The sequence below is a fragment of the Candidatus Tisiphia endosymbiont of Temnostethus pusillus genome, from assembly GCF_964264675.1.
GTDB lineage: Bacteria > Pseudomonadota > Alphaproteobacteria > Rickettsiales > Rickettsiaceae > Tisiphia.
This window is the reverse complement of sequence record NZ_OZ183472.1, coordinates 236,337-260,609: the sequence shown is the minus strand read 5'-3', so window position 1 is coordinate 260,609 and position 24,273 is coordinate 236,337. Positions and strand designations below refer to the sequence as shown.

The window sequence follows — 24,273 nt, the reverse complement described above, 5'->3', positions numbered from 1 at the left end:
TTATGCCCCCTGTGATTAGTATGGGTCTCACGTTCACTCACCCACTACCCTTATAATTTGGCAAGATTTTTGCCTTAGCATATATTTTCAGTATACTAACTGGATAAGGTTTATCAACCTTAAAAGTAACATCAATATCAGTTTTAATTTCTCCGTGCATAATAAAATTCACCCAACCTGATTGGTAAGGAGTGGCAAATAAATCACATACCTCTTTGGTGGCTGTTGATGTTAAATATTTTTTATCATTAACCAATCTAATCAACGCATCACTATCTACATATCTACTATTGATATGTTGCCTGTCTATTTGCCCATTATCTAATTTTTCTTCAATATAACCGCCTTTACTATTAAAGAGTTTCAAGCCAAGTTCCGCATCTTTTTTCGGAGCGTGTTCTACTTCATCCGGGAATATTAGGGGAAAAGTTTGTAATATCGAAGAATAAGGAAAACCTACCGACAAATGTCTTACTGGCTGTTTTAGCTTAATCAGCTCATTATCGATAATCCTCAAATCATGTAATTCCTCATCACCAATGATCGATACCGCAATTTTCTGAAAAATTGGCAATATAGTGGCAATATTTATTTGCTGGAATGATGGCAAGCAGTTACGGGCTATACTACTTAATTCATAACCACCAATATCAGGAAATAGTTTTTTAAAAACTGGAAAATATCTTTTTGATAACAGTAAATATTTCTCTAATTTTATGCTCTTCTCATCTTCAAGGATATCTTTCAGTAAAGCTGGATGAAAGCTCGGCATAATTAACTGACAATACTCAATAATGTTACGCTGTAAATAAGCTAGCCCTTCTTTGAGTTCTTGCATTTGCTCAAATATTCTATCCGCTAATGGCTCAGTATAACCTTCTTTACTATATACCGACGCTCTAGAGGACGATAATGAGGACTTACGATCTCTTTCCATTATTGGGGCAATTCTGTTTGTTACTTCATCTACAATTTCATCGATAGTTTGACTGAAATCATTAGACAAAATATATTCCCTAACATCTTTACTTAATGGTTTATCGAGTATGATATTTCTTAGACAATCAACTATTTCTTCTCGTCTTTTTGAATTGGTCAGCTCATAAATCTTGTTATCATTATGTATTTGTTGTAATTTATCGATTAATTGATTAGTAATAGCTGATAATTTATCATTTATTTGTTGCTTACTAGTATGTTGATTAAATCCAATAATTTGCTGGTCAATTAGTTGTTTGGTTTGCTTACCAAATATATATTTAGTCAGTTCCGGATGAGCGATATATAGCAATTCCGAGTAAAAACCCACTACAGTTTTGGCAAAAAACTTTTTTAAATTAACTAGCAGACCGGATTTTTTATCACTATCCTGCTCGGCATAATATAGCAATATTTTCTTATTGAGGTGACTAACTGCTAGTCGCATTTCTTGTATCTCTCTACTTATTTCAAATTGCAGATCAATATTTTGCTTAGCAGTTGCCATAATATCTTGCACCGTACCAGCAATGAACCTAATTAGTTCGGTATTTAGCTTCTTTATTTGTACACAAATAGTTGGACGAAAGGAAAAAGCACTATTAGGCAGATATTCCATCAAACCACCATCTCTTAAAATATCCGGCACATCTATTTCGTTTAGTAGCTTCACTAGTTCAATAATATCACCACCAAGTCGCTCCCCATCATATAATAATTGCTCGATTGTCACAAAGCTTTCAGGATTATTTAAAAACAGATTGTCTAACTCTGCATAAATACACGAGAATATTCGATGATAGGCAAAAGATACCGCCAAAATATTCATAATCTTAGGCAAATAATTTTGATAATATTTTTGTAAAAAATTCTCTATCTCAGCTCTATGTTCATCATAATTAGCAACTAGCCTATTTTTGTATTTAAAACAATCACCAACATTATCGAGCTTAAGTCTCAAAATAGTTTCTGCTTGAGCTTGTACAATATGCTCTAGCTTGGTTATATCACCTCTAAACTCATAAGCACTATCGTCTTTTAATGCCTGTATGATTGTTCGGTAGGCGGCATTCTCTCCGGGCTGTTGAATATTCACATGACAATCAGCATAAACTGCTTTATCAGTAACAAAATGCTTAGCAGAAAAATAACGAGTTTGCAGCACTTCTAGATATTCCTTGCTGCTTGTCCCAGTATCATCACTTCTCCGAACATGCAAATATAACATATCGCTACTCTCAGCATAGATTGGCGTGATGCCTAATACTTGACCATTGCCACCCAGCCAATGTTGTGACCAGCCCATAATTTTTAAATCATGCGAATAGATGAAACTAGCAAAAGAGCCATTTTTTAGTACTGCCACTACCATCGAAAATGGACTATTACAGCCGACAATTTGCCTAATACCGCCAGCAAATATATGCTCAGCATAGGCAGTGATGTCTGATATCTGAAAACCGCCTTTTTCTTGTGAATAATACAAACTATTGATTTTACAACCATTACCTTCAACAAAAAAGATAGTCTTACCGATTACTACTGGTTTCAGTGGTGATATCGGTAACTCAATCTCTTTATGGATTTTAACAAACTCTCCCTTAGCTCGATCTCCTTCTTTGACTAAATAAATGCCATCACTAGTACCTAATAATAATTCATCGGCAAAAGGCACTGACCATAGGACATTATCAAAAGTCGCGGAAGAGAAAGTAGCTGAAAAAGCAGTTAAAGGATTACGAGCTTCTAGTAAAGTTCTATATGCCATCCTAAAATCACTAAAATCTCCCTTATAACTTGCCCAAATTGAATGAATATTTTTATTAACCCCAAAGCACCATAATCGATTTTCAAAAGTAACCACTGAAGTACAATATAATTTCTCCGATGTGGCTTGGTAGATATTGCTTTGCCCAGTTGATAGGTTAGCTGCTCGTTGGTGAATAGCTTTTAGCTCATCATTAATTTTGTCTACCTCTGCTCCGTAGATTACTTCATTAAAAGGTTTTTGTATTAAGCGTTCTCTTTGGTCACTTCGTCCTGTCGAAAAATAGTTAACTTGGCATTTTAGTGGTTCAATGATAAACATCTTATCTTTGTTAGGGAAATTGCTGGCTAGCTCATAGCTGCTACTGGACGCTATCTCAGCTCTTTCACCATATTCTACCTGTCTCTTTCTTGCTTCCTCTTCAATATGTTGGTAAAATTGCTCGACAATTTGCGGATCAATGGAGAATTTAAAAATTGGTCTCTTATCACCAAATGAAATATAAGCAATTCCTTGAAACACTACATAAGAAAAATCCTTAGGACGAAAATGAAAATTTTGCCCTTCATCCTGTATAACTTTACTAGTTAACAACAATTCACCACCAACAAAGAATAAGCAACGAGTCTCTAGCGGGTGCGATTCAAAAACCAGCAAGTAGGATAATTTCCTTGAGAACATCACAGCTGCCATTTTCCTTGGTACATTGTCACTGAACAAATGAACAAACTGCGTACCATGTCTTCGCATAATGCCCCCTGAGGGTAACAACATAAAGTTGATCAGCTTCTTAACGCCATTCTGATACAAAGCCAGCTCTGTTCTTCCCTCAATAGTTGGGGTTAGCTCACCACCTGAGAAGTTATTTTTTTGCGAGTAAACAAATTGTTCTTGTTGCATAATATTTTTTAATTATTAGTAGTTACTTTAATAAAAGTATTCTATCTAAGGTTATATGTCAACAAATTATTTGCTATTTTTACGCGTAATGTGAGAAATTTTTTTCATACTTCGCCGGAATTAATCAGATTATAATCAACCGCGTAAATCCTTCTTGTTTCTTCTAATTTGATCAAATATTGTTTCTTTAGTCCATCAGTAAACACACTATCGGAATACATAGCAAATGATACTTGTGAGGCTAACGATAAAGCCGCTAATAACTTAAAGCTGCTTGGCACTTGTTGCCAAATAGCCGTATCGTTATTTAGTAAATTATCAACAATCTTTCTGCTGTAGTAAAAAAGCGAGGTAAGTTTACCACCTTTGAAGTAAATCTTACCTGCTTCCGTATAAAATTGTAGATTAGATGGCACTATTACCGCACATTTAATACAATCATTAATGTCCGGCACTTCGGTAAAGTTTTGTCTATTACCTTCAATATTATCGACTCTCCGTAAGGCAAATGACCATTTAACCATTAGCACAGTATCTTCAATGGCAGGATTAACAAACTCCTCACACAATTCCTCAGTTTTTGATACTCTACCACCACCAATGCTACTAATACCAACATTTGACCCAAGTAGTACTACTGCCTTCTTGATAATCTCATATTTCACGGTAGTTACACTAATGAATAAATTTTTAAGTTACTCATCATCATGCTCACTCTCAACAATACCACCACTAAAGTTATCATCCTCAACAATATCATCACCAATACCAACATCAACGCCAGCAATGCCAACACCACCAATACCAATATCAACACTAGAAACAGCAGCAGCCCCACCACCAATAGCACCGGTCGCTGCTCTCCTCATGACCATCCCTCGTACTCTAGTAGCTAAATTGTCGTTGGCAATTAATGCTAAATCATTTTCATTAATATCCTCTGTATTATCAATGTTACGACATTGAGTGCCAAACATCTGCCATGGCATTGTTATGCTATGCACCCCTCTCTTGTGATTCATAGCCTCTATTTCTTTCCACAATGCACCTTGATGGCTGCTACGATCATAATTCTCTAAACATTTAATCACTACTACTGCTTGTTCATTATCACGGCTCGCCCCAAAGGCTTCACTGTAATATAATACTTTGGCATAGTGGTATTGTACCAGCTCTTCAATGCCCTTCTTGTTAGAACCATTGACCGTGTTAAATCTTATAGCTCCTTCATTAAAGGCATAGCAATCCTTTACAGCATATCTAGAACGATTAGCATCCCCAGTATTATCAAATATACCACCCAACATCTCACTAGTAATAAAAGTAAAGCCTAAGAAGCTATTAACTTCACCACTTACTAAAGCTCTAACGTTATTATAGTCATAATTGGTAATTTGTGGATCGCGTAGCAAGTCTGAGATTTGATTGCTTGAACATAGTAAATATAATTTATCATACATACCAAAAGAACGTTTTTTTAAAATATGATGAGCTTTTATTAGTTTGTCGACAGTTAGTCCGGCTCTTTTCGAGTCAATAATAGCTCTGTTGGCAGCAATTGCAGCTTGAGCATTTAAGCTTAAATTAACATCAGTGACCCTTAGCCCTACTGGTACAACATTATTAGCGACGTCAAAGTTAATAACATTATTACCTGTCCGTCCTGCTCTGACTGGACTGGCAAAAGCACTAATAATTACCCGATCTTGTTGTCTACCCATTGCCCAGCCTGCCATTTTAGGAAAATGTGAGGTGGGGTCGGTTAATAGGTTTAGCTTATCATTCCTATCCATGGTAGCATTCCAGTGATAGCTCGATGCAGTCAAAAAGCGTCTTGAAATAGTTGGTATTTTAAATTCTATTTGTTCTAGCCTAGCAGGGTCTCCATCATCAGCATAATGCCCATGCAAATGATTATCAGGGTCAATTTGGTGTCTAGTTCTACTCTCTACCTCATGGGTAGTCATTGACTCAAAACTAATTACCTCAGTGTCTTGCGTACCATTAGTAACGCATTTTCGCAGTTTAGAACCTTCTTGTTGAATAACTAGGCTGATATTTTTGGCAAATTGTTCTTTAAGGCTATCGGTTATTTGTTCCATTTTTCCTCCTCAAATAATCTATCAATATTTAAAGTGCGATATCATTTATACTAAAATGTAGTCGTTGTCCGCTATGCAGCTAACGACCTTTCAGGTATCTATGACATTAGTGGCTCTTTTATGATAGGTTATTGCGAAGTTGCAGCCTTAAAATGAGTTGTCACATCATGACTTTAATGATTGGTTGGTTACGTTATTTTTTATCGTTCTTTATCATAAGCAATTTTATATAGTTGTTGCATACGTTTAACAGCTTGATCATGTCCCGTATGCTCTTTAGTCCTTAATTTTACCATAAACTCAGGGTCAGAATCAAGCTTTTCTATCTCTGACAATGCAGCTTCCCGGCTATTAATTGCAGGTAGCTCTTTACCAGTTACTAACGAGTCGGATTTTAAAGTTTCACCGACTCGTACTAATAAATCAACTAAAGCTGGTGCGTAGTTTGTTCCCTCAATTAATTCAGCCAGTTCTTTAGTACCAAACTTAGATAAAGCTGCCTGCATCACTGTCATTTTACTGTCAAAACCTTCACCATAAGTGTCTTTCAGCCATCCAATGTGAGAATGACGTGTTTGCTCAATAGCATTTTGTTGCTGTTTTTGTAAATCCTGCGAAAAACCATACAGAGAATTAAGCAGCTTCTCACCTTGCCTTTTAGATAATCCGCTTTGGTAAAACATGTCTTCATAGCGAGCTAGATATTCTTCATCTTCTTTACTTCGTTTATCAGTATATTTCTTATCCTCAGGCAGCCCCATCCTAGAATAAAATTTATGCCACTCTTCATCAGAGCTGTCATCCTTTGGCACAGCAACTCGTTGATTCAAGCTCTTCTCTGCTTCCAAATAGCTCTGTGCTAAAGATGATACATCCTTGAATTTACCCAGTGACTCAGCTTTACGTATTTCCTCAGGCATATTAGCTAGCCAATCGCTAGCAGAGGAAGTAGGGTTAATTTCATAGTTATTAGCAGTTCCTTCTTTGCTCATCGGCTTACTCTTCTTTTAACTCTTCTATTTCTTTTTTTAACTGTTCTATTTTTTCAATAGTTAGTTTTGTATATTTAACTATTTTTTCTATTGGCTCATTATCAATTAACATTTCTTTTGCCACAACTATAGCTTTTTCTTCAATACCTTCAGCTTTACCTTCAGCTTTACCTTCAGCTTTACCTTCGGCTTTACCTTCGGCTTTACCTCTAGCTTCAGCATCTTCAATTTGTTGCTGTTCTACCGCTAAATTATCAATACGAGCTTTGGTCATTTGCTCATAGGTGTTAAGTTCTGCCTCTGACCAGCTAGCTTGATCTACTGCCTCAAAGGCTCTTCTAATAATTTCATCCTTACCTATTAAATGCTCTATTTCTGTTAATGTTAATTTACTATCTCCTGCATGCTTAAAAAAATACATCCACTTCTCTTCAATAGTCTTTAGCTCATCTATAGTTTTCTTAAATTTTTCAAGCTCTAAAAAAACAAAGTAAAAATCTTTTAAATCATGAGCATAGCTCTCTGTATCTAAAAGACGATGTTCTGATTTCCAATGTTTTTTATCTTCAAACATTACAAAATTCGCTATCGCTAAAAATATTACTCCTTTTAATTTAGCGTATACTGCCAGTTTCTTGTGTTTCTCATCTTCCTCAATTCTTTGCTGAGAATATGCTTTAGCTGCATAATATTGGGCTCTTTTTTCAAATCCTGGATGCTTACTTACCTGCATCTCTACTATGAATTGATTACCGTGTTGATCTTTACATAACACATCAACAATAGACTTTCTGTAAATAGCAATATCAGGGTCTTGGATAGTTGGTAAAAACGTCACCTCAATTATTTGCTCATTTTCTTTACACTTAAGAACATCGTTTAAAAAATGTACAAGTATATCTTTGTTCTTTTCCGTACCAAAGATTTTACGAAAACAAAAATCATTTTTAGGATCAAGAAACTTTGATAAAAACATATAACATAACCTCTTAATTGTTACTAAATATCGTTATTACTTATCTAATTCATTAGTATTTTTAGCACCATCGATATTATTAACTCCATCATCTTCTGAAACCTGCGAGCATATATATAGGAACAACGCCCGATGTCCTTCCAAAAAGGCAGTGTACTCACTTTCTTGCCGAACAAAATTGCTGCGATATATGCCACTCATTTGAGCTAAATCCTCTAATATTATCTTACCATCTTCTCCACTAAAAAGCTTGCAATAAATTGATTTTAATTGCTCTTTTGTTAGTAAATTTGATGGGGATGAGGAGTTAATTGATAGTTTCATGTACTCCTTACCCTTGTATCTGTTGTTGCTGCTGTTGTAACTGTTGCATTTGCATCATTTTACGTTGTTGTCTAATTTGTAATACTTCTTGCTCACTCTTGAGGATTGAACTTGGGGCTTCTCGCAGCTCAAAAAATAGTTTAAAACACTCGTCCCAGTTAATATTATCATAAATCTCAGGAAAAAAGTTACTTATACCACTTCGTTGGAAAAAACCTAATACCTGTTCAACGCTGGCTATTGCTGATGTTTTCTGTACCCTTGATAATGGTGACACATATTCAAGCTTTATCTCAGGCGGGCTATTTGCTCCCTCTAAGATTGGTACTCTGTTATATTTAATCAATGTTTGATATATTGCCATGATTAACGGATTTAACAACTCGCTCTCAATTCTTCCAACCATCGGGGACATTAAACGGTATTGTTCTTCTGTTCTAATTTGTACCTCAGTGGCAGTCATTTCTTTGTTTTCTTTCTGCATTCTAAAAATATCAACATAGAATGCCTTAAATATAGCATCGCGGCATTGATTCTGCTCGATTTCAGTCGGTAGGATATTCTCCATACCAGTTAGGGGCATTATTTTATCTGCCATACCATTACGGTAAAAATTAACACTGCCCGGCGTAGTATATAGCGGTAAGTAATATCCATCTTTTGGCACTAATAATGGTGGGTCTAGTTGTTTTTGGGCTACTTTTAGGGTAATTTGTCTTAAACTATTGAGTAATTTAATATCAGGTAGCACATGATGAGCAGGAGCATAGCCATATACTTCACCTTCTTCTTTTACCCATCGCGTTACAAAGAATGGGAAATAAGAATAACCTGACTGACTAATAATTTTTTGCTCAGCTAGGTAGATATATTCTGAGCTATAATCTAATGTTGATGAGCTAGATGTTGAAGGACTGGCTGCCGTTGATTTTCTACCTCTACTTTTCTGATTTTGAGCTTGCGGGCTAACTATGTGCAATATTTCTACTATTTCATCAGGATTCCGGGCTAACCTCTCCTTGAAAGGGGCAAAATCTGACCATTTAGCTGACGCGGTTTTAATTGGCATGCTAAATAGTCGGTACATTGTATTAACAAAACCAAACTTATTCTCTTCAAAATAACATTCCTGTAAATTAATATTACGAAAGAACAGAGTTTGTGCTAATTCTAAATCTTCTTCAACATAGAATATCGCAGTACCAAAAGCTGATAAATTCAAAAAAAATTGATGAATCTGACTATAAAAATTAGAAGCCGGATTATTAAATATATCCATTAGGGTTTTTTCTAGCATTTGGGCTAACATGTTGCGTTCAGCTGTGGTTAAATATTGCTGTTGCTCATCATTTTCAGCGACTATAGTAAGATTAAACCAGTTCATTGCTGGGTTTACCAGCAAGCTTTGTAAACCTGATGCTAATTGCTCCCTTGACCAAATGGAAGTTGAATCAAATATTACCTTATTGCTTTCAGTTTGCGGACAAACATATTTCTTCAACTCATCCCATATATGATGCCATTTCTCCCGCTTGCTCTTGAGATTATCAAAATATTCAATTTTTTTGTTTAAATCATTATCAGCCATAAGATGTCACCATATTTGTGTTGTAATTACTACGTGTTGCGTTTGGATTTATGGTTGAGTTTGTGTTTAAATAAGGCTCGCCCAACTTCTTTGACACTTTCTTGAGTTTCTTAATAAACTCATTGTCATATAACACCTCATAGTTATACTTTTTACCACTAGCTGCCGTCATACTAGGCAAACCAAGGGTTAACCCCTCAATATCCTTAAGCGACACGATCTTGCCAAGAGATTCGTGTAATGGCGGCAAATCTTTTAATCGTGGCACTGACCTCATGCCAAAATGTTCCAAAGCTTGTTTTAGACCACCAAGCTCAGGTATGGCTCTTTTTTCTAATCCTGATGGACCGTATCTTGCTATTCGTGACAAATCAGCACCTATACTCGGATCATTGTTGTTAAGATTAATTCTGTCAAAACCAGCAAGTTTACGACTAATATCGGATTTGTTCATATAATGACCAATACCAACAAGCGGTGATAACATTTTGATTCCCGAACCTATCCCAGCAAGTATTGAACCCTTAACACCAATCGCTCCTAAGCCTGCCCCAAGTCCAAAAGTTAAAGCTGTTAGCCCCAATCCTTGTGCTAGCCCAGTATCTCTTGCAGATTTTTGATACTTACCAGCTCGCCAGTCTAAATCCCTGCTATAAGCATCTAACTGGCTTTGAGCAGCTTCCCCATAACTTCTTAACTGGTTTTGCAACCCTTCAGCATGCGACCGCTGCCTTGTATAGTTAGCAGTGATTTGCTCTTGTCTATTCTGTTCTTGTTTGCATTGTTCAATCATGCTGAGCAATTGTTGTCTAGCATTATCAAAGTTACTAGTATCCTGCGACAATCGATTTTGCTGTGATTGATAGTTAGTAAGCTGATGTTCAAGATTAGCTTTCTCCCTTGTTAGCTGTTGATGCTCTTTGGTGATGCTATCCATCGAATGGCGTATTTTGCTTTCTGTTTCACTACGTTGATTTTTTAACAATTCAACATCTTGCTTATATTTATTAATATGGCTACCGGCTTCCTCTTCGGTTAAACCTTTCAAGCTTTCTTTTCGCTGGACTACTTGATCATACAGGTTTTGGAACTGACCCGGTAATTGCTCTACCTCGCTTATCTTTGCATCAAGAGCAGGAGCTTTTTGTGTAAATGCTGCAAAAGCTTGTTTTAGCTGATCAGCTGATGTGACCAAACTAGCTCTTTGTGATTCTATATTTCTTAAGCCACTCTCATATTGTCGAGTATGATAATCTAGTTGGTGTTGCATATCATAGCTTCTCATGCTAGCTTGATACTGTTGCTCCTCTAGAGAGTGTAAGTCCTGCTGAGCTTGTTGCAATTGCTGCGACAAATTATTGATAGTATTTTGTGCTTCACTCGCATAACTACTATAACGATCTCGTGACTCATTATAGAGGTGCTTCTGTCTTGATGTATCAGCTCCAGTAATGTACCTGTTCCTAGATGCACCAACTGCTAAAGCACTAAGTCCTAGTAAACCTAATATTGGCCACATATATTACTTTGCCTTAATTATTTATTAATTACCATTATCTATTATTGCATCATCAATTCTTGCTTCTTCTGCTCCATCATCTTTCCAACGCATTGTAATCATTCATTACTTTACGATATTGTAATATATTATATTGCGATTGTTGTTGCTCATTACCAGTTTTTACATCCATCGCCATATAACAAAAGCTTTCGGTGATATCAGTTGCTCTAGATGAACTAGAGTGTACTCCTCTTTTTGTAGCATCAAACTCGTAAAGTCCGTTAATGCCACGCTGACATTTCTCAGCATCTATTCGGCACGTGCCTAGCAAATTTCTTGCTTTAGTTATCATCTCTTCCCGTAAATATTTCCTACCAATAGCAAAAGGTGAGAAGCCTACTTTCTCTGCTACCTCATTAGCTTGTTGTAGCCTAGTATCCAAAGTTGGCATTTGTCTTCGGCTCATATCATGGGGCAATACGTTACGTCCATATTGATACGGTCTAGTCCTTAAATGATTCAAGTAAAACTCTAAATCCTTACCCCTGTTCATATAAAAGTCAATAATATCGATAGAATCTTTTTTTTCTTGAACAAACCAAATCACCGTATAATCAACAATCCCTATATCCCAGTAAGTATGAACCTGATAGCTTGCATCAAATGGCACATAGCCAATACGTCCTTGACTTTCAGCAAGCCGTAATTGTTCAACAAAAGTACCACCTTGGTCAGCTCTCTTGTAACGATAAGCAGCAAAGTCACAATAAAACTCTCTTTGAATCTCTTCGTTACTCATGTCGACTGAAGTCAACTTGTCTTTATCAACTAATGGCTGCCCCTCATGATCAGTAGTATCTTCAATAGTTTTTATTTGGCAAAATACTTCAGGATTATCTTGGTGTTTCCGGTATAATTCTTCACCATGTGTCAATTTTGGATTATCGGAAGGAGTATACAAATAAAGCAGCCATCCATTATTACGAATTACCATCGGCTCTATAACGCAGCTCATAGCTCGTGGATCATGGTAAGAATATTCCGAGATAACTGCTCCCTTAATACCGCTACCCCTGATAGTAGCATAACGGTCACTACCAACAAACTGAATCACTGAGCCATTTTTAAATAATATCCGTTGCTTATATTGCTGACTACGAGCAATAATCCCTTTAGGAATAAACGACATATAAGGACGCCCTGATAATGTCATACCATCCCATATGCTCATTTTAGCTTGATTATAGGTAGGATAGACATACCAGTAAATGCCTACTTCTCGAATGGCACTAGCAGTGATCCAATTAATACCCATAATATCCTTGCCAGCTCTTCTATGCCAAATGGCTATAGCTTTCTTACCACCTGAGTATAAATATCTCCACAAAGGTAGCTGAAATGGGTAGGGTGACCAATCTACCGGAAATTTAAGACTTTTAGAAGCAGAGCTAGCAACCTCTTTGCTGGCTTTAGTTGTACCAGTAGTCTTTATCCCCTTGCTCTTACTGTCCTTTGGCAAGTGCATATTCTGCTTCATACGATTCTATTTCAAAATTAGCTACATCTATCATTTTTGACATTTCTTGGGCTTTTGCTGCTTGTTCAGCTTCATCACTATTTTTCCTATGGTCACCAGCATCATGCTTCCTCGTTTGATATTTTGGCGAATTAGCTTTAAGATATTCCAGCAACGACTTAGAACAATATTTTTTCTTAGTAGCAATTGCCTGATTATCCTTGTTATAAGTCACTTCCTCATAACCATTAATAGCCCTATCATATAACACTCCTTCTGCTCTATCTACTGCAATAGCTAAAGCTAAATTGACGCATTTTTTTAGGTATTTATCCTTGTGAATGATCCGATGTAACATAAGAGGCGAGATACAATCAACCTTGCTAATAGTAGTAACAATGTTGCCACACTCACAAAGATGCAACAGAAAACTAGAGATATTATTGATTGAACCAAACTTGTTAATAGTACTAGATGATATCTTTGCTAAATATTTTTCAAATAAGCTATAATTTGTAGTCATTTCTGTTCTTTGAAATTTCTTTGCTATTAGCCTTATTATAGCTCTTTTTCAGTATTTTTTCCAGTCTATTAATTAAAATAGGTTAGATATCTTGCATTATTATTTTCTACTTATTAGTGCTTATTAATTAATTATTTTCTATTTTATATATTATTCTTGCTGAATTTTTTATATATTGTTTTTAGAATAACCCGAGTTGCCAATTAATTATATTGGCAAAAGCTATATTTAAAGCTAATTCCATGTGAGGCTCGATACTAAAACATTTTCAATACAAACATATTTCTAAAAAATATAGTTTTTATTGAGTGTTTTAATGTTACAAATTAACCTTAAACGTTCATAAAACCTAGCTCTGCTCTTATAAATTAATTGGCAACTCGGGTAGAATAAATATTAGCAACTAATTTCTTTATAAAAATAATTAGATTTTTAAATGACACAGATTAACATTACACAAGATGAAGCTGATTTTCTGTTTAAAATGAAAAAAATTAAAATGGATAATAATATTTGGAATCTTCCGGATCTTGGCGGTAAAATAGCAGTACCTTTGATATCTCTTGATAAAAGAGAAAATTTTATACTGGATATTAGTAGAGGAAGACTAGACCTTAAAAGACAAAAATATCAAAATCGTTCTAGAGAAGTCATAGTATTGGCACGCTTAGATTTAGGGAGTAGTCATAGAAATCCTGATGGTGAAGAAGTAGGTATACCACATTTGCACTTATATAGAGAAGGATATGGTGATAAATGGGCATTTGCTATCCCAAATAATATTTTTCGAGATATAGATGATTTTTGGCAAACTTTACATGATTTTATGGGGTATTGTGAAATTATTGAAGTTCCAAATTTTACAAAAGGATTATTCTCATGACTCCAAGCTTAAATATAGAACTTCTTTTAGAAAATTACTATAAATGGTTAAGAGATAAAACAGCATGGAAACAATTAAAAGATTGGCTTGAGATAACTACCCCTTATCTTGACCGCCATAATGACTACATACAAATTTATCTAAAACAAGAGGGGAATAGTTATATCCTGACTGATGATAGTTGGACTATTGATGATTTAGAACAATCAGGATGTTTGCTGGATTCTGATAGACGACAGAAATTTTTAGAGATGACTCTTAATGGTTTTGGTGTACATAAAAATAATAATGAAATGTTTGTTAAAACCAATCAACAAAATTTTGCTTTAGCCAAGCATAATCTCATTCAAGCAATTCTTGCCGTTAACGATATGTTTTACTTAGCAAGACCTAACATTGTTTCGTTATTTTATGAAGATGTACAAATGTGGCTAGATGCTTGTGATATCCGATATTCTGAAAGAGTTGCATTTTTAGGTCAATCCGGTTACCTTAGACATTTTGATTTTCTTATTCCAAAATCAAAATATGCCCCTGAGCGTATGATTCAGACAGTAAATACTCCAAATAAAAATAAAGCAACTAGTATTATGGGAGATTGGTTTGATACGAGAGAAGTACGTTCATCTGACGCAAAAGCATATACTTTTATAAATGACAATGAGAAGCCTATACCAGAAAATTTTCAAGATGCTTTAAAAAATTACCAAATTATCCCTATACCATGGAGTGAACGAGATAATTTTAAGAGTGAATTAACTGCTTAGTATTAAAAATGAGATTTTAATACTAACTGATTAATTACCTTAAAAAAAATTTTTGCAAACGCCCCCCTATACCCCATTTTGTGACGCGGACACCCCCCGGGTGATTCCATGAACAATTTTTGCCAAAAAATGTAAAAAAAGTAACAAAATTTGCTAAAAATCTTGGCAAAATAGCTATAGATGGTAAATTTAGTGTAACCCCATCTTCTTCATATGAAGATAGTGATGTACCCACAAGGTGCATTACTCTCATCTTCTCTAAATTCAAATAACCTTCTGTAGTGTTTTTATAGTGTTTTCAACCCTAATTAAATAATTCTTGATTATTATTAACCTTATCGTAATCATTTTTTTCTCAACTAATACAATTAGTTTCATCAACTTAACTACCAATTCAAATTTTTGTTTATTATTGAAATAATACCTTAAAATTTCACAAATACAGACTCGTACAATAGTACTATTTGTTTTTAATATACCACTTTTAGCTAAAAATTAAAATCCTTCTATAAACATATTTAAAATAGCTTTAAATGCTATTTGCCATAGCTTACAGCCCAGCCATTCTATCGACTTTCATAAACTCAAAAGTATAATTCAGTTTACTGCAAGCATATTCCAAATCTTTGCTGTACTTATTCTTAATCCAATCCCCAATAAAGGCAGTAGCTGGTTTGAGAATAAGCTTATTGCAAGTCGTATCTTCTTCAATTGCTTCTAACTTGCTAAACCAAGCTTTGTCCAAGTGTTCACCGTATAATTTTAACAAATATTTCCTTACTTTGTACCACACTGACTCTGGATTTAGTCCACTTAGCTCTAAATCATAATCCGATACCTCTCTTTTGTTGGTAATACGCAATTGCTGAACATCTTTGCCATATACTTCTTGCACTGTCTTGAGCAATGTGCATTTGTCAGTTTCTGACAAAGAGATATCCGCTAGATCAATCTTGTATTCATCGTCACATACTCCAAAAAAACTGCACCTCTTCAGCAATTGATAAGCAGTGCTAGACTGATGCTCCTCAAAAGCTTCAACAATCTTACGTTTCAACTGATTCAGTGGTTTAACGCCCTTACTATCTTTTACCTTTTGCAAATAAGCCTTTCTTGCCCTAGTAGCATTGTTCAGATCGAAGTTAAAATTTGGGTTATTTGCTTTAGCTGGTGGACGCCTTTCATGAATCAAAGTTATCTTCATGTAATTCATTACTGCTTGCTTGCAGGCAAAGCGATTGTTAGGAGAATCTACGCTATGTTTAATCAACAGCTTGTTGATGTAACTCAATTCGTAGTTACGACCTGTTGTCTTTCTTAACCAAATAGCATCTTCTTCGGTCAATGGGTAAAACATCTCTAGCTTCCTAGGTGAATACCAGCCTTTAGTATGTTTGGCAATATCACTGACCCACCGTTTTACCCTAGGCAATTTCCCACTAGCTTCTTGCTCAGACCCGCTACCTCCTGAATACCCATCTGTTGAATCAGAATCTGAATCGTAATCTGACTCGTCATCAGTTGGAGCTGTATCAGAAGAATTGCAGGGTAACGTTTCATTTGCTGAGCTTACCGTTATCTCCGGCGATGAATCAAAGCTTTGCTCCGTAGTTGACTCAACTTCTGACAAACTTTGTTCACCTCTTTTTACGGCTACCTCAAGCGGTAAATTAACCTTTTGTTCCTCAGCTGATTCAGGCTCTGACACAGTTTGTCCACAGACTTGTCCACAATTTTCTTGATTTTTTCCATATCTAGATATTATAGATATATTATATATAGATGCGTTTTTTTTTAATTTTTTCTCAGTTGAGTTAGAATTTTTTCTAGGTTGAGTATAAATTTTTTTATAGCTAGATTGGATATTTGTGTGATTAAAGTAATAAGAATTATTATTAGCTTTACGAAAATTTATAAATTTCTTAAGAAGTTTGATAGATAAAATATTACGGCATTTTATGTTATATTTGATTGTAGTAATTAAAGTATGATAAATAAACCCACTTTTCTGTAATTCTGTTAGACATTGTTTAACCCTACTTTGGCTAACTTCTAGCTCTTTCTCGAAAAAATGATAGCCTTCTTGTAATTCATCCGAATTTCTATATTTATCAGTTTTCATGCAAGAAACTATCAACGATAAAAGTTGACGAGATGTTTTACTTAATTGTTTACCACAATTATTTGTAAGATTTCGCCACTCAGGCGGGACAAAATTACCGACTATGTTATAAAAGATAATATCTTGATTTTCAATTAAGTTGTCGGAAAAAATTAACGATTTCGTCATATTTTTCCTCCTTGTAATAGAGTTAAAAATAGACTATTTTGTAAGTCAAATTTGGGCAATTTTGCTAAAAAAACACTATAAAAACAGTATAGAAGTTTTTTGAGAGAATCATAAGATTGCTGAAACGATAATATATATACGGGTTGGAAGGGAATTTTTAAAACACACCCCCTGTTCTTATCCCGAATTGGCTTTAATATAAGGAAAAATGCATTCTTAAAGCGGTTTTGCAAATGCATTTTAAACCTTTCTAAAGCTAAAAACATGATTTTAAAAGATTAAAATCATGTTTTTAGCAAAATATTAATTTAACAATCAGATGCAGAGCCGTCTCAAATCTGATTGTTTCGATAATTTCACCGAATTTGGGATAAGAATTGACAAATTCTTATCCCGAATTCGCGTAATACGATTAATAATCATATTACAAAAAAGCTGGCATAGAAAAACTCCACACCAGCTTTAGAAAACAGGGATTTATTTTTTCACTTCTTCTTTCTTCGGGTCTTTCTTGTTCATGTTGTTTTCATCCACGTTCACTTCGTCTTGCTGCGGATCTTTTTTCTCAGGAGTCGCTGCAGCAAAAGCAGAAATAGAGAAAGCTAAAGTTAGAAGAATAGTTAATAAATTTTTCATAATAAACCTCATTTTTTTGTATTGGTGATTCTAGCTTAAACTGTATAATATTCAAGTCAAAATAGGTAGAATTACCCTTTATTATAAAAATATATTATTAATGTAATAACTCTGTGTCATTTTGGTTAACATATTTATTCTAAACCTCAATTTCTGATTAATGAAATTAATCCAAAACTGGAATGAGAATGTAAACAATCAGGCTTAAATCGGGTTGACGCCTAGCGATAATAGATTAAAATGCATTTTACAAGTTTATTGACTGTTCTGTGCAAATTATTTTATAAATTTCACATTTCTCAAGCAGTTTAGCGTGAGTATCCCTTGCAATTAACCGTCCATGATCAATTACCAAAATTTCGTCAGCCTTCTCTATACTTGAAATACGATGAGCGATAGATAATATAGTTTTGTCTTTCATTATTTTTTGTAATCTATCTAGTAATTTTTGTTCACTCTCGCTATCTAAAGCACTCATTGCTTCATCTAGAAGTAAAATTTCTGGGTTATATAGAATTGCCCTACTAATAGCTATTCGTTGTTTCTGTCCTCCAGATAATTTAATGCCCTTCTCACCAATTTCGGTATCTAGTCCTTCTTGAAGATTTTGAACAAAATCCATTATTCCGGTATAATTAGCTGCTTTTATTATTTCTTCTTCACTAGCATCTGGTTTAGCAAAAACGATATTTGACCTAATCGTACCAGAGAAAATACTTGAATCCTGTGGGACATAGGCAATCATACGCCTTATCTGCTGGTCATTAGTCTCTGATATATCTTGCTTGGCAATTCTAATAATTCCTTTTTTAGGAAAATAAAATTTTAACATTAACTGCATCATGGTACTTTTACCAGCACCTGATCTGCCAACTATACCAATAAATTTACCTCTATCTATTTTAAATGACAGATCATCTATAACTAAACTATCTAATCTTGATGGATATATAAAGCTTACATTTTCAAACTCTATAATCCTAGAAGTCTTATTATCTTGATAATCACATATTTGGATATTGGTGTGTTGATTATTTTTGGAAGAATAATCTATAAGAGCAAAAACCCTTTCTGAAGCTATAAGAGATGAATGTACCTCACTTAGAAGCTCAAAAATACCCCCGCTGCTCATACCGGCGATTATAGCGTAATAAATAAATGATATCATCTGACCTGATGATAAATCGCCATGTACTATATCTCTGCTACCTACCCATATAACTATAGTGATAGAGAATAGTATAACTGAAATAGCTATCGCGAAAAATATAGAACGGATTTTTAAGCGATCTGCCGTATACTTTAAATAATCAGAAATTTTCCTATTGAAATCAGCTATTTTATTTGCCTGCTGATTAAAAGCTTGTATCGTGCAAATATTTGATACAGTTTCTTCTAAATTAGCTGCAATATTGGCTTGCGACTTGAGAGCATTCTTTGATAAATTTCTTACATATTTGCCAAATTTCATTAGTGGTAACAATAATAATGGTATAATGGTAATGACAATCACAGCGAGTTTAGGGCTCTGAAAGAACATCAATATAATTCCACCAATTAGCATTATTGAGTTACGAACAAAGAAAGAGAGAAAATTGATAATCAACTTGGAGATAAGTTCTATATCTATAGTCAGGCGGGAGATGATATCACCAATTTTTAGCTCTTCAAAACAAGCAATATCAAAATTAATTATATTACTGTAAGCTTCTTGCCTAATTGTACTCACAATTTTTTCAGCAATATTATTAATGAAATAAGAACGGAAAAAACTACCTATACTAAAAATTACTATTAAAATAGTAATATATAATATCGATTGATCAATTGACTGCAGATAATGTGTATTTAAACCATTATCAATTAACTGTCTAAAACTACTACCTATTGCTAGCAACGAAATTGACACACATAATAAGGCCAACATAACAATTGCTAGATCTAATTTATAGAGCTTTAAGTAACTAATAAATCTATAAGGAATTGTCTTATGTATTGTAAACATAATTATTAAATAGCTGGTGCCGGATGTCGGATTTGAACTGACGACCTACCGCTTACAAGGCGGTTGCTCTACCACTGAGCTAATCCGGCAAATAAGAAAAAGCTCTAAAGTCAAGCACCTATTAAGGTTGTTGTCATCTTCGCACAAGCTGAAATCCAAAAAACAGCCTACAAAGGTTATTAGATATTATGGATTCCCGCCTACACGAAAATGACATCGATTTGGGTGTTTTAGATTCCTGCCGCAGCTCGAATGACATCCCCCCTCACGGGGAACATATTTTTATCCACCTTAAGCTTTTTTTGACTCTTTCTTAGGAGGTTTTATTTTACGATTCTTAATTTTAACTTCCATTTTCTTTTTGATTGATGCCGGAAGTAATATACCGGCTTCCTCAATAAACCTAGCAACACGATCTGTAGGCTGAGCCCCCGTACTTAACCAATATTCTATACGATCAGATTTTAGAACCACACGATTTACATCACCTCTGACAAGCATTGGGTCATAAGTACCTACTTTCTCCAGAAAATCACCATCCCTAGGAGCTGTTGCATTAGCTACAACTACTCTATAATGAGGACGCTTCTTTGCTCCACCTCTTGCCAAACGAATTTTTGTTGCCATATACCTCTATTTCACTATTTAATCTTTTCTTCTTTAAAAGGAACATGCTTCCTGACTACAGGATCATATTTCTTAAATGATAACTTCTCAGTTTGAGTTTTAGGGTTGCGTTTCTTTACCAAAAAATACCCTGTACCAGCTGTACTAACAAGTCTTACCAAAACATTCTTATTTTTTTTAGCCACAACTATCAGACCTTTTTGTATTATTTATAAAATAAACTGTTGGTCATAATAAAGTAAGCTGGAAAATAGTCAAGAGTAAAATAACGGTTGTTCAACTGTTTATCGTCCTTAATTTATCCCAAGACCGAGTTCAAGAAGCATAAAGCAATATACCAATCACCACCATTATCATTCCTACTAATCCAACTATTTGAGCAACAATGATTGTAATGTTATGGTGGATTATACCATAAATTAACCAACTCAAAGTAACAATAATTATCACAAGAAAACCATCAAGAGATAAATCATCTGCACTCTTAGTAGTAAAAATTTTATAGGCCTGAGTATAAAACAAATATTGTCCCATTGTACCAGCAAGTATCATATACCTATCAAAAAAAATAATTAGTTTATTTTTTGTTTTCTCTGTACATGCCATATATGCACCTATTTAACTATTAGAACCTAAATAACCTCAGTTTTGGATTAAAATTTTTAATTTTAATCCAAAACTAGCTAAAATATCAGAAAAATGCATTCTTGAAACGCTTCTACGAATGCATTTTAATCTATTATCGCTAATAATCTTATTTTTATTGGTATAAAAATAAGATTATTAGCAAATGAAATATTTAACAATCAGGCGTCAAACCGCTTTAAGCCTGATTGTTTACTTTCTCATTCCAATTTCGGATTAATGAAATTAATCCGAAATTGGGGTTAAATATCTATATGCTGTTTCTCATAACTCTCATGTCGCTCTTGTGCTTCAATACACAAAGTTGCAACTGGTCTTGCCTCTAGACGTTTTAAGCCAATTGGCTCTCCAGTTTCTTCACAATAACCATATTCATTTTTTTCTATCCTTACCAAAGCTTCTTCGATTTTATCAAGAAGCTTACGATACCTATCTCTTGTCCTAAGTTCAATTGCTGTATCCGTTTCAATTGACGCACGATCATTTAAATCCGGCTCATTCCAATTTTCTTCCTTGAGATGGGTTAAGGTTTCTCGTGATTCCTCTAGTAAAGAACTTTTCCACTCAAGGAGTTTTTGTCTAAAATATTCTAACTGTTGAGGATTCATATATTCTTCATCATTGGAAGGTTTATACCCTTTTAGTAAAATAATTTTAGACATACAGGCTTCTCATATTCAAACATGGGATAATATAACCTATAATTAAAAAGCATGGCAAGAAGATTATAATACTTCCCCTTTAGATTTTGATATTGGGTGAGCATTATTATAAATATTTTCCAAATGTTTTAGACTAATTTTAGTATAACGCTGGGTAGTTGACAAACTTTTATGCCCAAGTAATTCCTGAATAGACCTTAACTCTGCTCCATTCTCAAGTAAGTGCGTGGCAAAACTATGTCTAAAGGAATGAGCTGATAAATGTTCTGATAATCCATAGAAGCGACGTAATTTTATCAGTTCACGATTAAATACTGGAGCTTGTAATTTTTTACCCATTTTACCTCGAAATATCGGATCTTTTTCATCTATACTATAAGGTAATTTACTTAAATATTGTTCTATTAAATTTCTAGCAACTGGTGTCCATGGTATTATCCGTTCTTTTTTACCCTTCCCTGTTATTTTTATAAAATCTAAGTTTTGTAAATGAGATGTAGTCATAGATAATGCTTCGGATATTCTAAGCCCAGCAGCATAAATAAGCACTAAAAGGGCTTTATTTCTTAACTCCACCCATTCTAAATCAGCGAAATCATCAATATGTTCAATGGATAATTGAGCATCTGACTGCGATAAAGATTTCGGTAATATTTTAGCTTTCCTAGGATTTTTGACGGAGAAAATTGCATGGCAAGTGATATTAGCAGTCTTCTCTAGATATTTATAAAAATTCTTTATAGCAGACAAACTTCTAGAGTTAGAAGCTGTTAGGTAATTATCTTGTTGCCTTTTAGAAAGCCAGCTCCGTACTAATCTTATGTCAACTTGCCTTATAGAACTAATGGTTATGATTTCAGAATTATAGTGAGTCATAAAATTCAGAAAATGTTCTAAATCATTCTTATAAGAAATTATGGTATGTTCTGAACAATTTTTTTGTAATTTCAGATATTTTTGCCATTTATCTATTAGCTCTAATACTTCTTGTGTTTTTTTCTGAATCATTGATCATTTACCTATACAAAAATTACTAAATATCTCTCCTAAAACTTCTTCAACACTAATCTTACCAGTAACATTACTTAAACTTCTGATAGCCATTCTAACATCTTCTGTGGCTAGCACTAAGTCATTTTCAATATTAAAATTTTCTAAATATTCCAACGCTTTTTCTATACAGGTTCGTTGACGTTGTCTAGTAATATGCGGCGATTCGGTTAAACCTGCTATATTATGAGCAATATTTTCGATTTCCTTTAATAAAATATCCAGTCCTATTTTTTCTTTTATAGAGATTTTTAAATAATTTTTGTTTAATGGCAGCAACCTATCTTCCATGATGTCATTCCCGCGTAGGCGAGGATCTATATCCCGCACTGAAACAGGATGACAATGCCCCAAACTTTTATCCAAAAGATCAATTTTATTGACCAGCATTATGCTATTATCATCTATTAAATCTATAATATCAGCCATCTCCTCAAAATATGAGGGTGAGTTGCTTAACTTTATAGCATCAAGCATAATTATTTTGATATCAGCCATTTTTGCTGACTCAATTGCACGTTTGATACCTTCTAGCTCTATTAGATCATTACTAGACCTTATACCAGCCGTGTCTTGTAATATAATTGGGTATCCTCCTATATCTAGATGCCCCTCAATTATATCACGAGTTGTACCTTCAATGTTTGATACAATAGCAACGTCTCTTTGCATCAAGAAATTAAGTAAGCTAGATTTACCAACATTAGGAGTTCCTAAAATAGTCAATTTAATACCGGTTCGAAGCAGCTCCCCCCGTCTATTATCGTTAAGGTGTTTTATTATAGCATATTTAAGTTCACCACTAAGAGTCATAACTCTATTTAATATTTCTTGTGGAATATCTTCATCGGGGAAATCAATATAAGCTTCTAGGAAACCGATGATGGTCAGTAAAGTTTGTCTCCACCCATTGTAAAGTTCTTCAAGTCCTCCGCCAACTTGTTTAACCGCCTGCCTATGTTGCCAAACAGTTTCTGCTTCAATTAAATCAGCAATACCTTCTGCTGCAGTTAAATCAAATTTGCCATTTAAAAACGCCCTACGGGTAAACTCTCCAGGCTCTGCCATTCTTAAACCATCGATGGTTAACAATGTTTCAGTTAGCATGGCAGCAATTGCTATACTGCCATGTGTATATATTTCTACTACATCTTCTCCAGTAAAGCTAGCTGGAGCTTGGAAGTATACTACCACCGCATCATCAATTAATTCTTGATTCTTAGGATTTATGAGTTTTTTACAGTACATAATTCTTGGAACAAACTCTATATTATTATTAAGCAAATGTTTTAAGGCAAATAGGCTTTTAGGTCCAGAGATACGAAAGACTGCAACACCAGCTTTTCCTAGTTTAGAGCTTTGAGCGAAAATAGTTTCCACAATAGTAGTGATCCTCTTGCTTAAGTAATTTATTTAATTATAATCAATAGCAAGTAGACAAGAATTAAACAACTTAAATTCTACACAAAGATGTCATTTCCGCTTTGACAGGGGACTATATTACTTAATGTCATTCGAGCTGCAGCGGAAATCTATATCC

22 protein-coding genes and 1 tRNA gene are annotated in these 24,273 nt (G+C 34.4%); 3 read left to right on the top strand and 20 right to left on the bottom strand.

Going from position 1 to position 24,273, the window contains the following annotated elements; translation table 11 throughout:
• Positions 1-37: 37 nt before the first annotated feature.
• From ACFEL2_RS01325 to ACFEL2_RS01280, 10 genes are all read right to left on the bottom strand, one after another.
• Positions 38-3,646, bottom strand: a complete 3,609-nt coding sequence (locus ACFEL2_RS01325) for a hypothetical protein (protein WP_375332058.1) — start codon at positions 3,644-3,646, stop codon at positions 38-40.
• A gap of 104 nt (positions 3,647-3,750) precedes the next feature.
• Entirely contained in the window at positions 3,751-4,311 is a 561-nt protein-coding gene (locus ACFEL2_RS01320) for a hypothetical protein (protein ID WP_375332057.1), read from the bottom strand.
• Between the two features lie 30 nt (positions 4,312-4,341).
• A complete protein-coding gene (locus ACFEL2_RS01315; protein ID WP_375332056.1) occupies positions 4,342-5,748 on the bottom strand; it encodes a phage capsid protein in 1,407 nt (468 codons plus the stop codon).
• Positions 5,749-5,948: 200 nt separating this feature from the next.
• Complete coding sequence (locus tag ACFEL2_RS01310) at positions 5,949-6,740, bottom strand: hypothetical protein (protein WP_375332055.1); 792 nt, start codon at positions 6,738-6,740, stop codon at positions 5,949-5,951.
• A gap of 4 nt (positions 6,741-6,744) precedes the next feature.
• Positions 6,745-7,716 carry an Rpn family recombination-promoting nuclease/putative transposase gene (locus tag ACFEL2_RS01305; RefSeq protein ID WP_375332054.1) on the bottom strand — a complete coding sequence of 324 codons (972 nt, stop codon included), beginning with the start codon at positions 7,714-7,716 and terminating at the stop codon, positions 6,745-6,747.
• Positions 7,717-7,752: 36 nt separating this feature from the next.
• Positions 7,753-8,040 (bottom strand): hypothetical protein, encoded by a 288-nt coding sequence (locus ACFEL2_RS01300; protein ID WP_375332053.1) that lies wholly within the window; start codon positions 8,038-8,040, stop codon positions 7,753-7,755.
• A gap of 7 nt (positions 8,041-8,047) precedes the next feature.
• Complete coding sequence (locus ACFEL2_RS01295) at positions 8,048-9,628, bottom strand: portal protein (protein ID WP_375332052.1); 1,581 nt, start codon at positions 9,626-9,628, stop codon at positions 8,048-8,050.
• Positions 9,621-11,147 carry a hypothetical protein gene (locus ACFEL2_RS01290; RefSeq protein ID WP_375332051.1) on the bottom strand — a complete coding sequence of 509 codons (1,527 nt, stop codon included), beginning with the start codon at positions 11,145-11,147 and terminating at the stop codon, positions 9,621-9,623. Before ACFEL2_RS01290 ends, ACFEL2_RS01295 begins: the two co-directional genes overlap by 8 nt.
• A gap of 76 nt (positions 11,148-11,223) precedes the next feature.
• Positions 11,224-12,666 (bottom strand): hypothetical protein, encoded by a 1,443-nt coding sequence (locus ACFEL2_RS01285; RefSeq protein ID WP_375332050.1) that lies wholly within the window; start codon positions 12,664-12,666, stop codon positions 11,224-11,226.
• Positions 12,632-13,168 (bottom strand): hypothetical protein, encoded by a 537-nt coding sequence (locus tag ACFEL2_RS01280; RefSeq protein ID WP_375332049.1) that lies wholly within the window; start codon positions 13,166-13,168, stop codon positions 12,632-12,634. Before ACFEL2_RS01280 ends, ACFEL2_RS01285 begins: the two co-directional genes overlap by 35 nt.
• 436 nt (positions 13,169-13,604) lie before the next feature.
• Between ACFEL2_RS01280 and ACFEL2_RS01275 the strand changes: the two genes are divergently transcribed.
• The 3 genes from ACFEL2_RS01275 (at position 13,605) to ACFEL2_RS01265 (ending at position 15,090) form a co-directional block, all read left to right on the top strand.
• Positions 13,605-14,051 carry a DUF6978 family protein gene (locus ACFEL2_RS01275; protein WP_342271906.1) on the top strand — a complete coding sequence of 149 codons (447 nt, stop codon included), beginning with the start codon at positions 13,605-13,607 and terminating at the stop codon, positions 14,049-14,051.
• Positions 14,048-14,818, top strand: a complete 771-nt coding sequence (locus tag ACFEL2_RS01270) for a DUF1828 domain-containing protein (protein WP_375332048.1) — start codon at positions 14,048-14,050, stop codon at positions 14,816-14,818. Before ACFEL2_RS01275 ends, ACFEL2_RS01270 begins: the two co-directional genes overlap by 4 nt.
• Positions 14,819-14,937: 119 nt before the next feature.
• Positions 14,938-15,090 (top strand): hypothetical protein, encoded by a 153-nt coding sequence (locus ACFEL2_RS01265; protein ID WP_375332047.1) that lies wholly within the window; start codon positions 14,938-14,940, stop codon positions 15,088-15,090.
• Positions 15,091-15,368: 278 nt separating this feature from the next.
• On the opposite strand, the gene ACFEL2_RS01260 is transcribed toward ACFEL2_RS01265, so the two are convergent.
• From ACFEL2_RS01260 to mnmE, 10 genes are all read right to left on the bottom strand, one after another.
• On the bottom strand, positions 15,369-17,108 hold the full coding sequence (locus tag ACFEL2_RS01260) for a DnaA N-terminal domain-containing protein (protein ID WP_375332046.1): 1,740 nt from the start codon (positions 17,106-17,108) through the stop codon (positions 15,369-15,371).
• Positions 17,109-17,585: 477 nt separating this feature from the next.
• Positions 17,586-17,744, bottom strand: coding sequence for a hypothetical protein (locus tag ACFEL2_RS01255; RefSeq protein ID WP_341747619.1), 159 nt, complete (start codon positions 17,742-17,744; stop codon positions 17,586-17,588).
• A 247-nt stretch (positions 17,745-17,991) separates the two neighbouring features.
• Positions 17,992-19,740, bottom strand: a complete 1,749-nt coding sequence (locus ACFEL2_RS01250; RefSeq protein ID WP_375332352.1) for an ABC transporter ATP-binding protein — start codon at positions 19,738-19,740, stop codon at positions 17,992-17,994.
• 23 nt (positions 19,741-19,763) lie between these two features.
• Positions 19,764-19,838: transfer RNA gene (locus ACFEL2_RS01245), tRNA-Thr, on the bottom strand.
• Positions 19,839-20,040: 202 nt separating this feature from the next.
• Positions 20,041-20,376, bottom strand: coding sequence for a 30S ribosomal protein S16 (gene rpsP, locus ACFEL2_RS01240; RefSeq protein ID WP_341751312.1), 336 nt, complete (start codon positions 20,374-20,376; stop codon positions 20,041-20,043).
• Between the two features lie 14 nt (positions 20,377-20,390).
• A complete protein-coding gene (gene rpmG / locus ACFEL2_RS01235; protein WP_341747615.1) occupies positions 20,391-20,561 on the bottom strand; it encodes a 50S ribosomal protein L33 in 171 nt (56 codons plus the stop codon).
• Between the two features lie 130 nt (positions 20,562-20,691).
• Entirely contained in the window at positions 20,692-20,982 is a 291-nt protein-coding gene (locus ACFEL2_RS01230) for a SemiSWEET family sugar transporter (protein WP_341751311.1), read from the bottom strand.
• 281 nt (positions 20,983-21,263) lie between these two features.
• Positions 21,264-21,683: an RNA polymerase-binding protein DksA gene (gene dksA / locus ACFEL2_RS01225; protein ID WP_341747613.1), complete on the bottom strand. Its 420-nt coding sequence runs from the start codon at positions 21,681-21,683 to the stop codon at positions 21,264-21,266.
• Between the two features lie 63 nt (positions 21,684-21,746).
• Positions 21,747-22,691, bottom strand: coding sequence for a tyrosine recombinase XerC (locus ACFEL2_RS01220; RefSeq protein WP_341751310.1), 945 nt, complete (start codon positions 22,689-22,691; stop codon positions 21,747-21,749).
• Between the two features lie 3 nt (positions 22,692-22,694).
• Positions 22,695-24,113, bottom strand: a complete 1,419-nt coding sequence (gene mnmE / locus ACFEL2_RS01215; RefSeq protein ID WP_341751309.1) for a tRNA uridine-5-carboxymethylaminomethyl(34) synthesis GTPase MnmE — start codon at positions 24,111-24,113, stop codon at positions 22,695-22,697.
• Between the last annotated feature and the right edge of the window lie 160 nt (positions 24,114-24,273).

Bases quoted from the DNA above. Each gene is read 5' to 3' on its own strand.
- ACFEL2_RS01220 (WP_341751310.1), bottom strand. From the start codon at position 22,691: ATGATTCAGAAAAAAACACAAGAAGTATTAGAGCTAATAGATAAATGG.
- ACFEL2_RS01285 (WP_375332050.1), bottom strand. From the start codon at position 12,666: ATGAAGCAGAATATGCACTTGCCAAAGGACAGTAAGAGCAAGGGGATA.
- ACFEL2_RS01325 (WP_375332058.1), bottom strand. From the start codon at position 3,646: ATGCAACAAGAACAATTTGTTTACTCGCAAAAAAATAACTTCTCAGGT.
- ACFEL2_RS01230 (WP_341751311.1), bottom strand. From the start codon at position 20,982: ATGGCATGTACAGAGAAAACAAAAAATAAACTAATTATTTTTTTTGAT.
- ACFEL2_RS01305 (WP_375332054.1), bottom strand. From the start codon at position 7,716: ATGTTTTTATCAAAGTTTCTTGATCCTAAAAATGATTTTTGTTTTCGT.
- dksA (WP_341747613.1), bottom strand. From the start codon at position 21,683: ATGTCTAAAATTATTTTACTAAAAGGGTATAAACCTTCCAATGATGAA.
- ACFEL2_RS01290 (WP_375332051.1), bottom strand. From the start codon at position 11,147: ATGTGGCCAATATTAGGTTTACTAGGACTTAGTGCTTTAGCAGTTGGT.
- rpsP (WP_341751312.1), bottom strand. From the start codon at position 20,376: ATGGCAACAAAAATTCGTTTGGCAAGAGGTGGAGCAAAGAAGCGTCCT.
- ACFEL2_RS01260 (WP_375332046.1), bottom strand. From the start codon at position 17,108: ATGACGAAATCGTTAATTTTTTCCGACAACTTAATTGAAAATCAAGAT.
- ACFEL2_RS01310 (WP_375332055.1), bottom strand. From the start codon at position 6,740: ATGAGCAAAGAAGGAACTGCTAATAACTATGAAATTAACCCTACTTCC.
- ACFEL2_RS01275 (WP_342271906.1), top strand. From the start codon at position 13,605: ATGACACAGATTAACATTACACAAGATGAAGCTGATTTTCTGTTTAAA.
- ACFEL2_RS01315 (WP_375332056.1), bottom strand. From the start codon at position 5,748: ATGGAACAAATAACCGATAGCCTTAAAGAACAATTTGCCAAAAATATC.
- ACFEL2_RS01295 (WP_375332052.1), bottom strand. From the start codon at position 9,628: ATGGCTGATAATGATTTAAACAAAAAAATTGAATATTTTGATAATCTC.
- ACFEL2_RS01280 (WP_375332049.1), bottom strand. From the start codon at position 13,168: ATGACTACAAATTATAGCTTATTTGAAAAATATTTAGCAAAGATATCA.
- ACFEL2_RS01255 (WP_341747619.1), bottom strand. From the start codon at position 17,744: ATGAAAAATTTATTAACTATTCTTCTAACTTTAGCTTTCTCTATTTCT.
- ACFEL2_RS01270 (WP_375332048.1), top strand. From the start codon at position 14,048: ATGACTCCAAGCTTAAATATAGAACTTCTTTTAGAAAATTACTATAAA.
- ACFEL2_RS01300 (WP_375332053.1), bottom strand. From the start codon at position 8,040: ATGAAACTATCAATTAACTCCTCATCCCCATCAAATTTACTAACAAAA.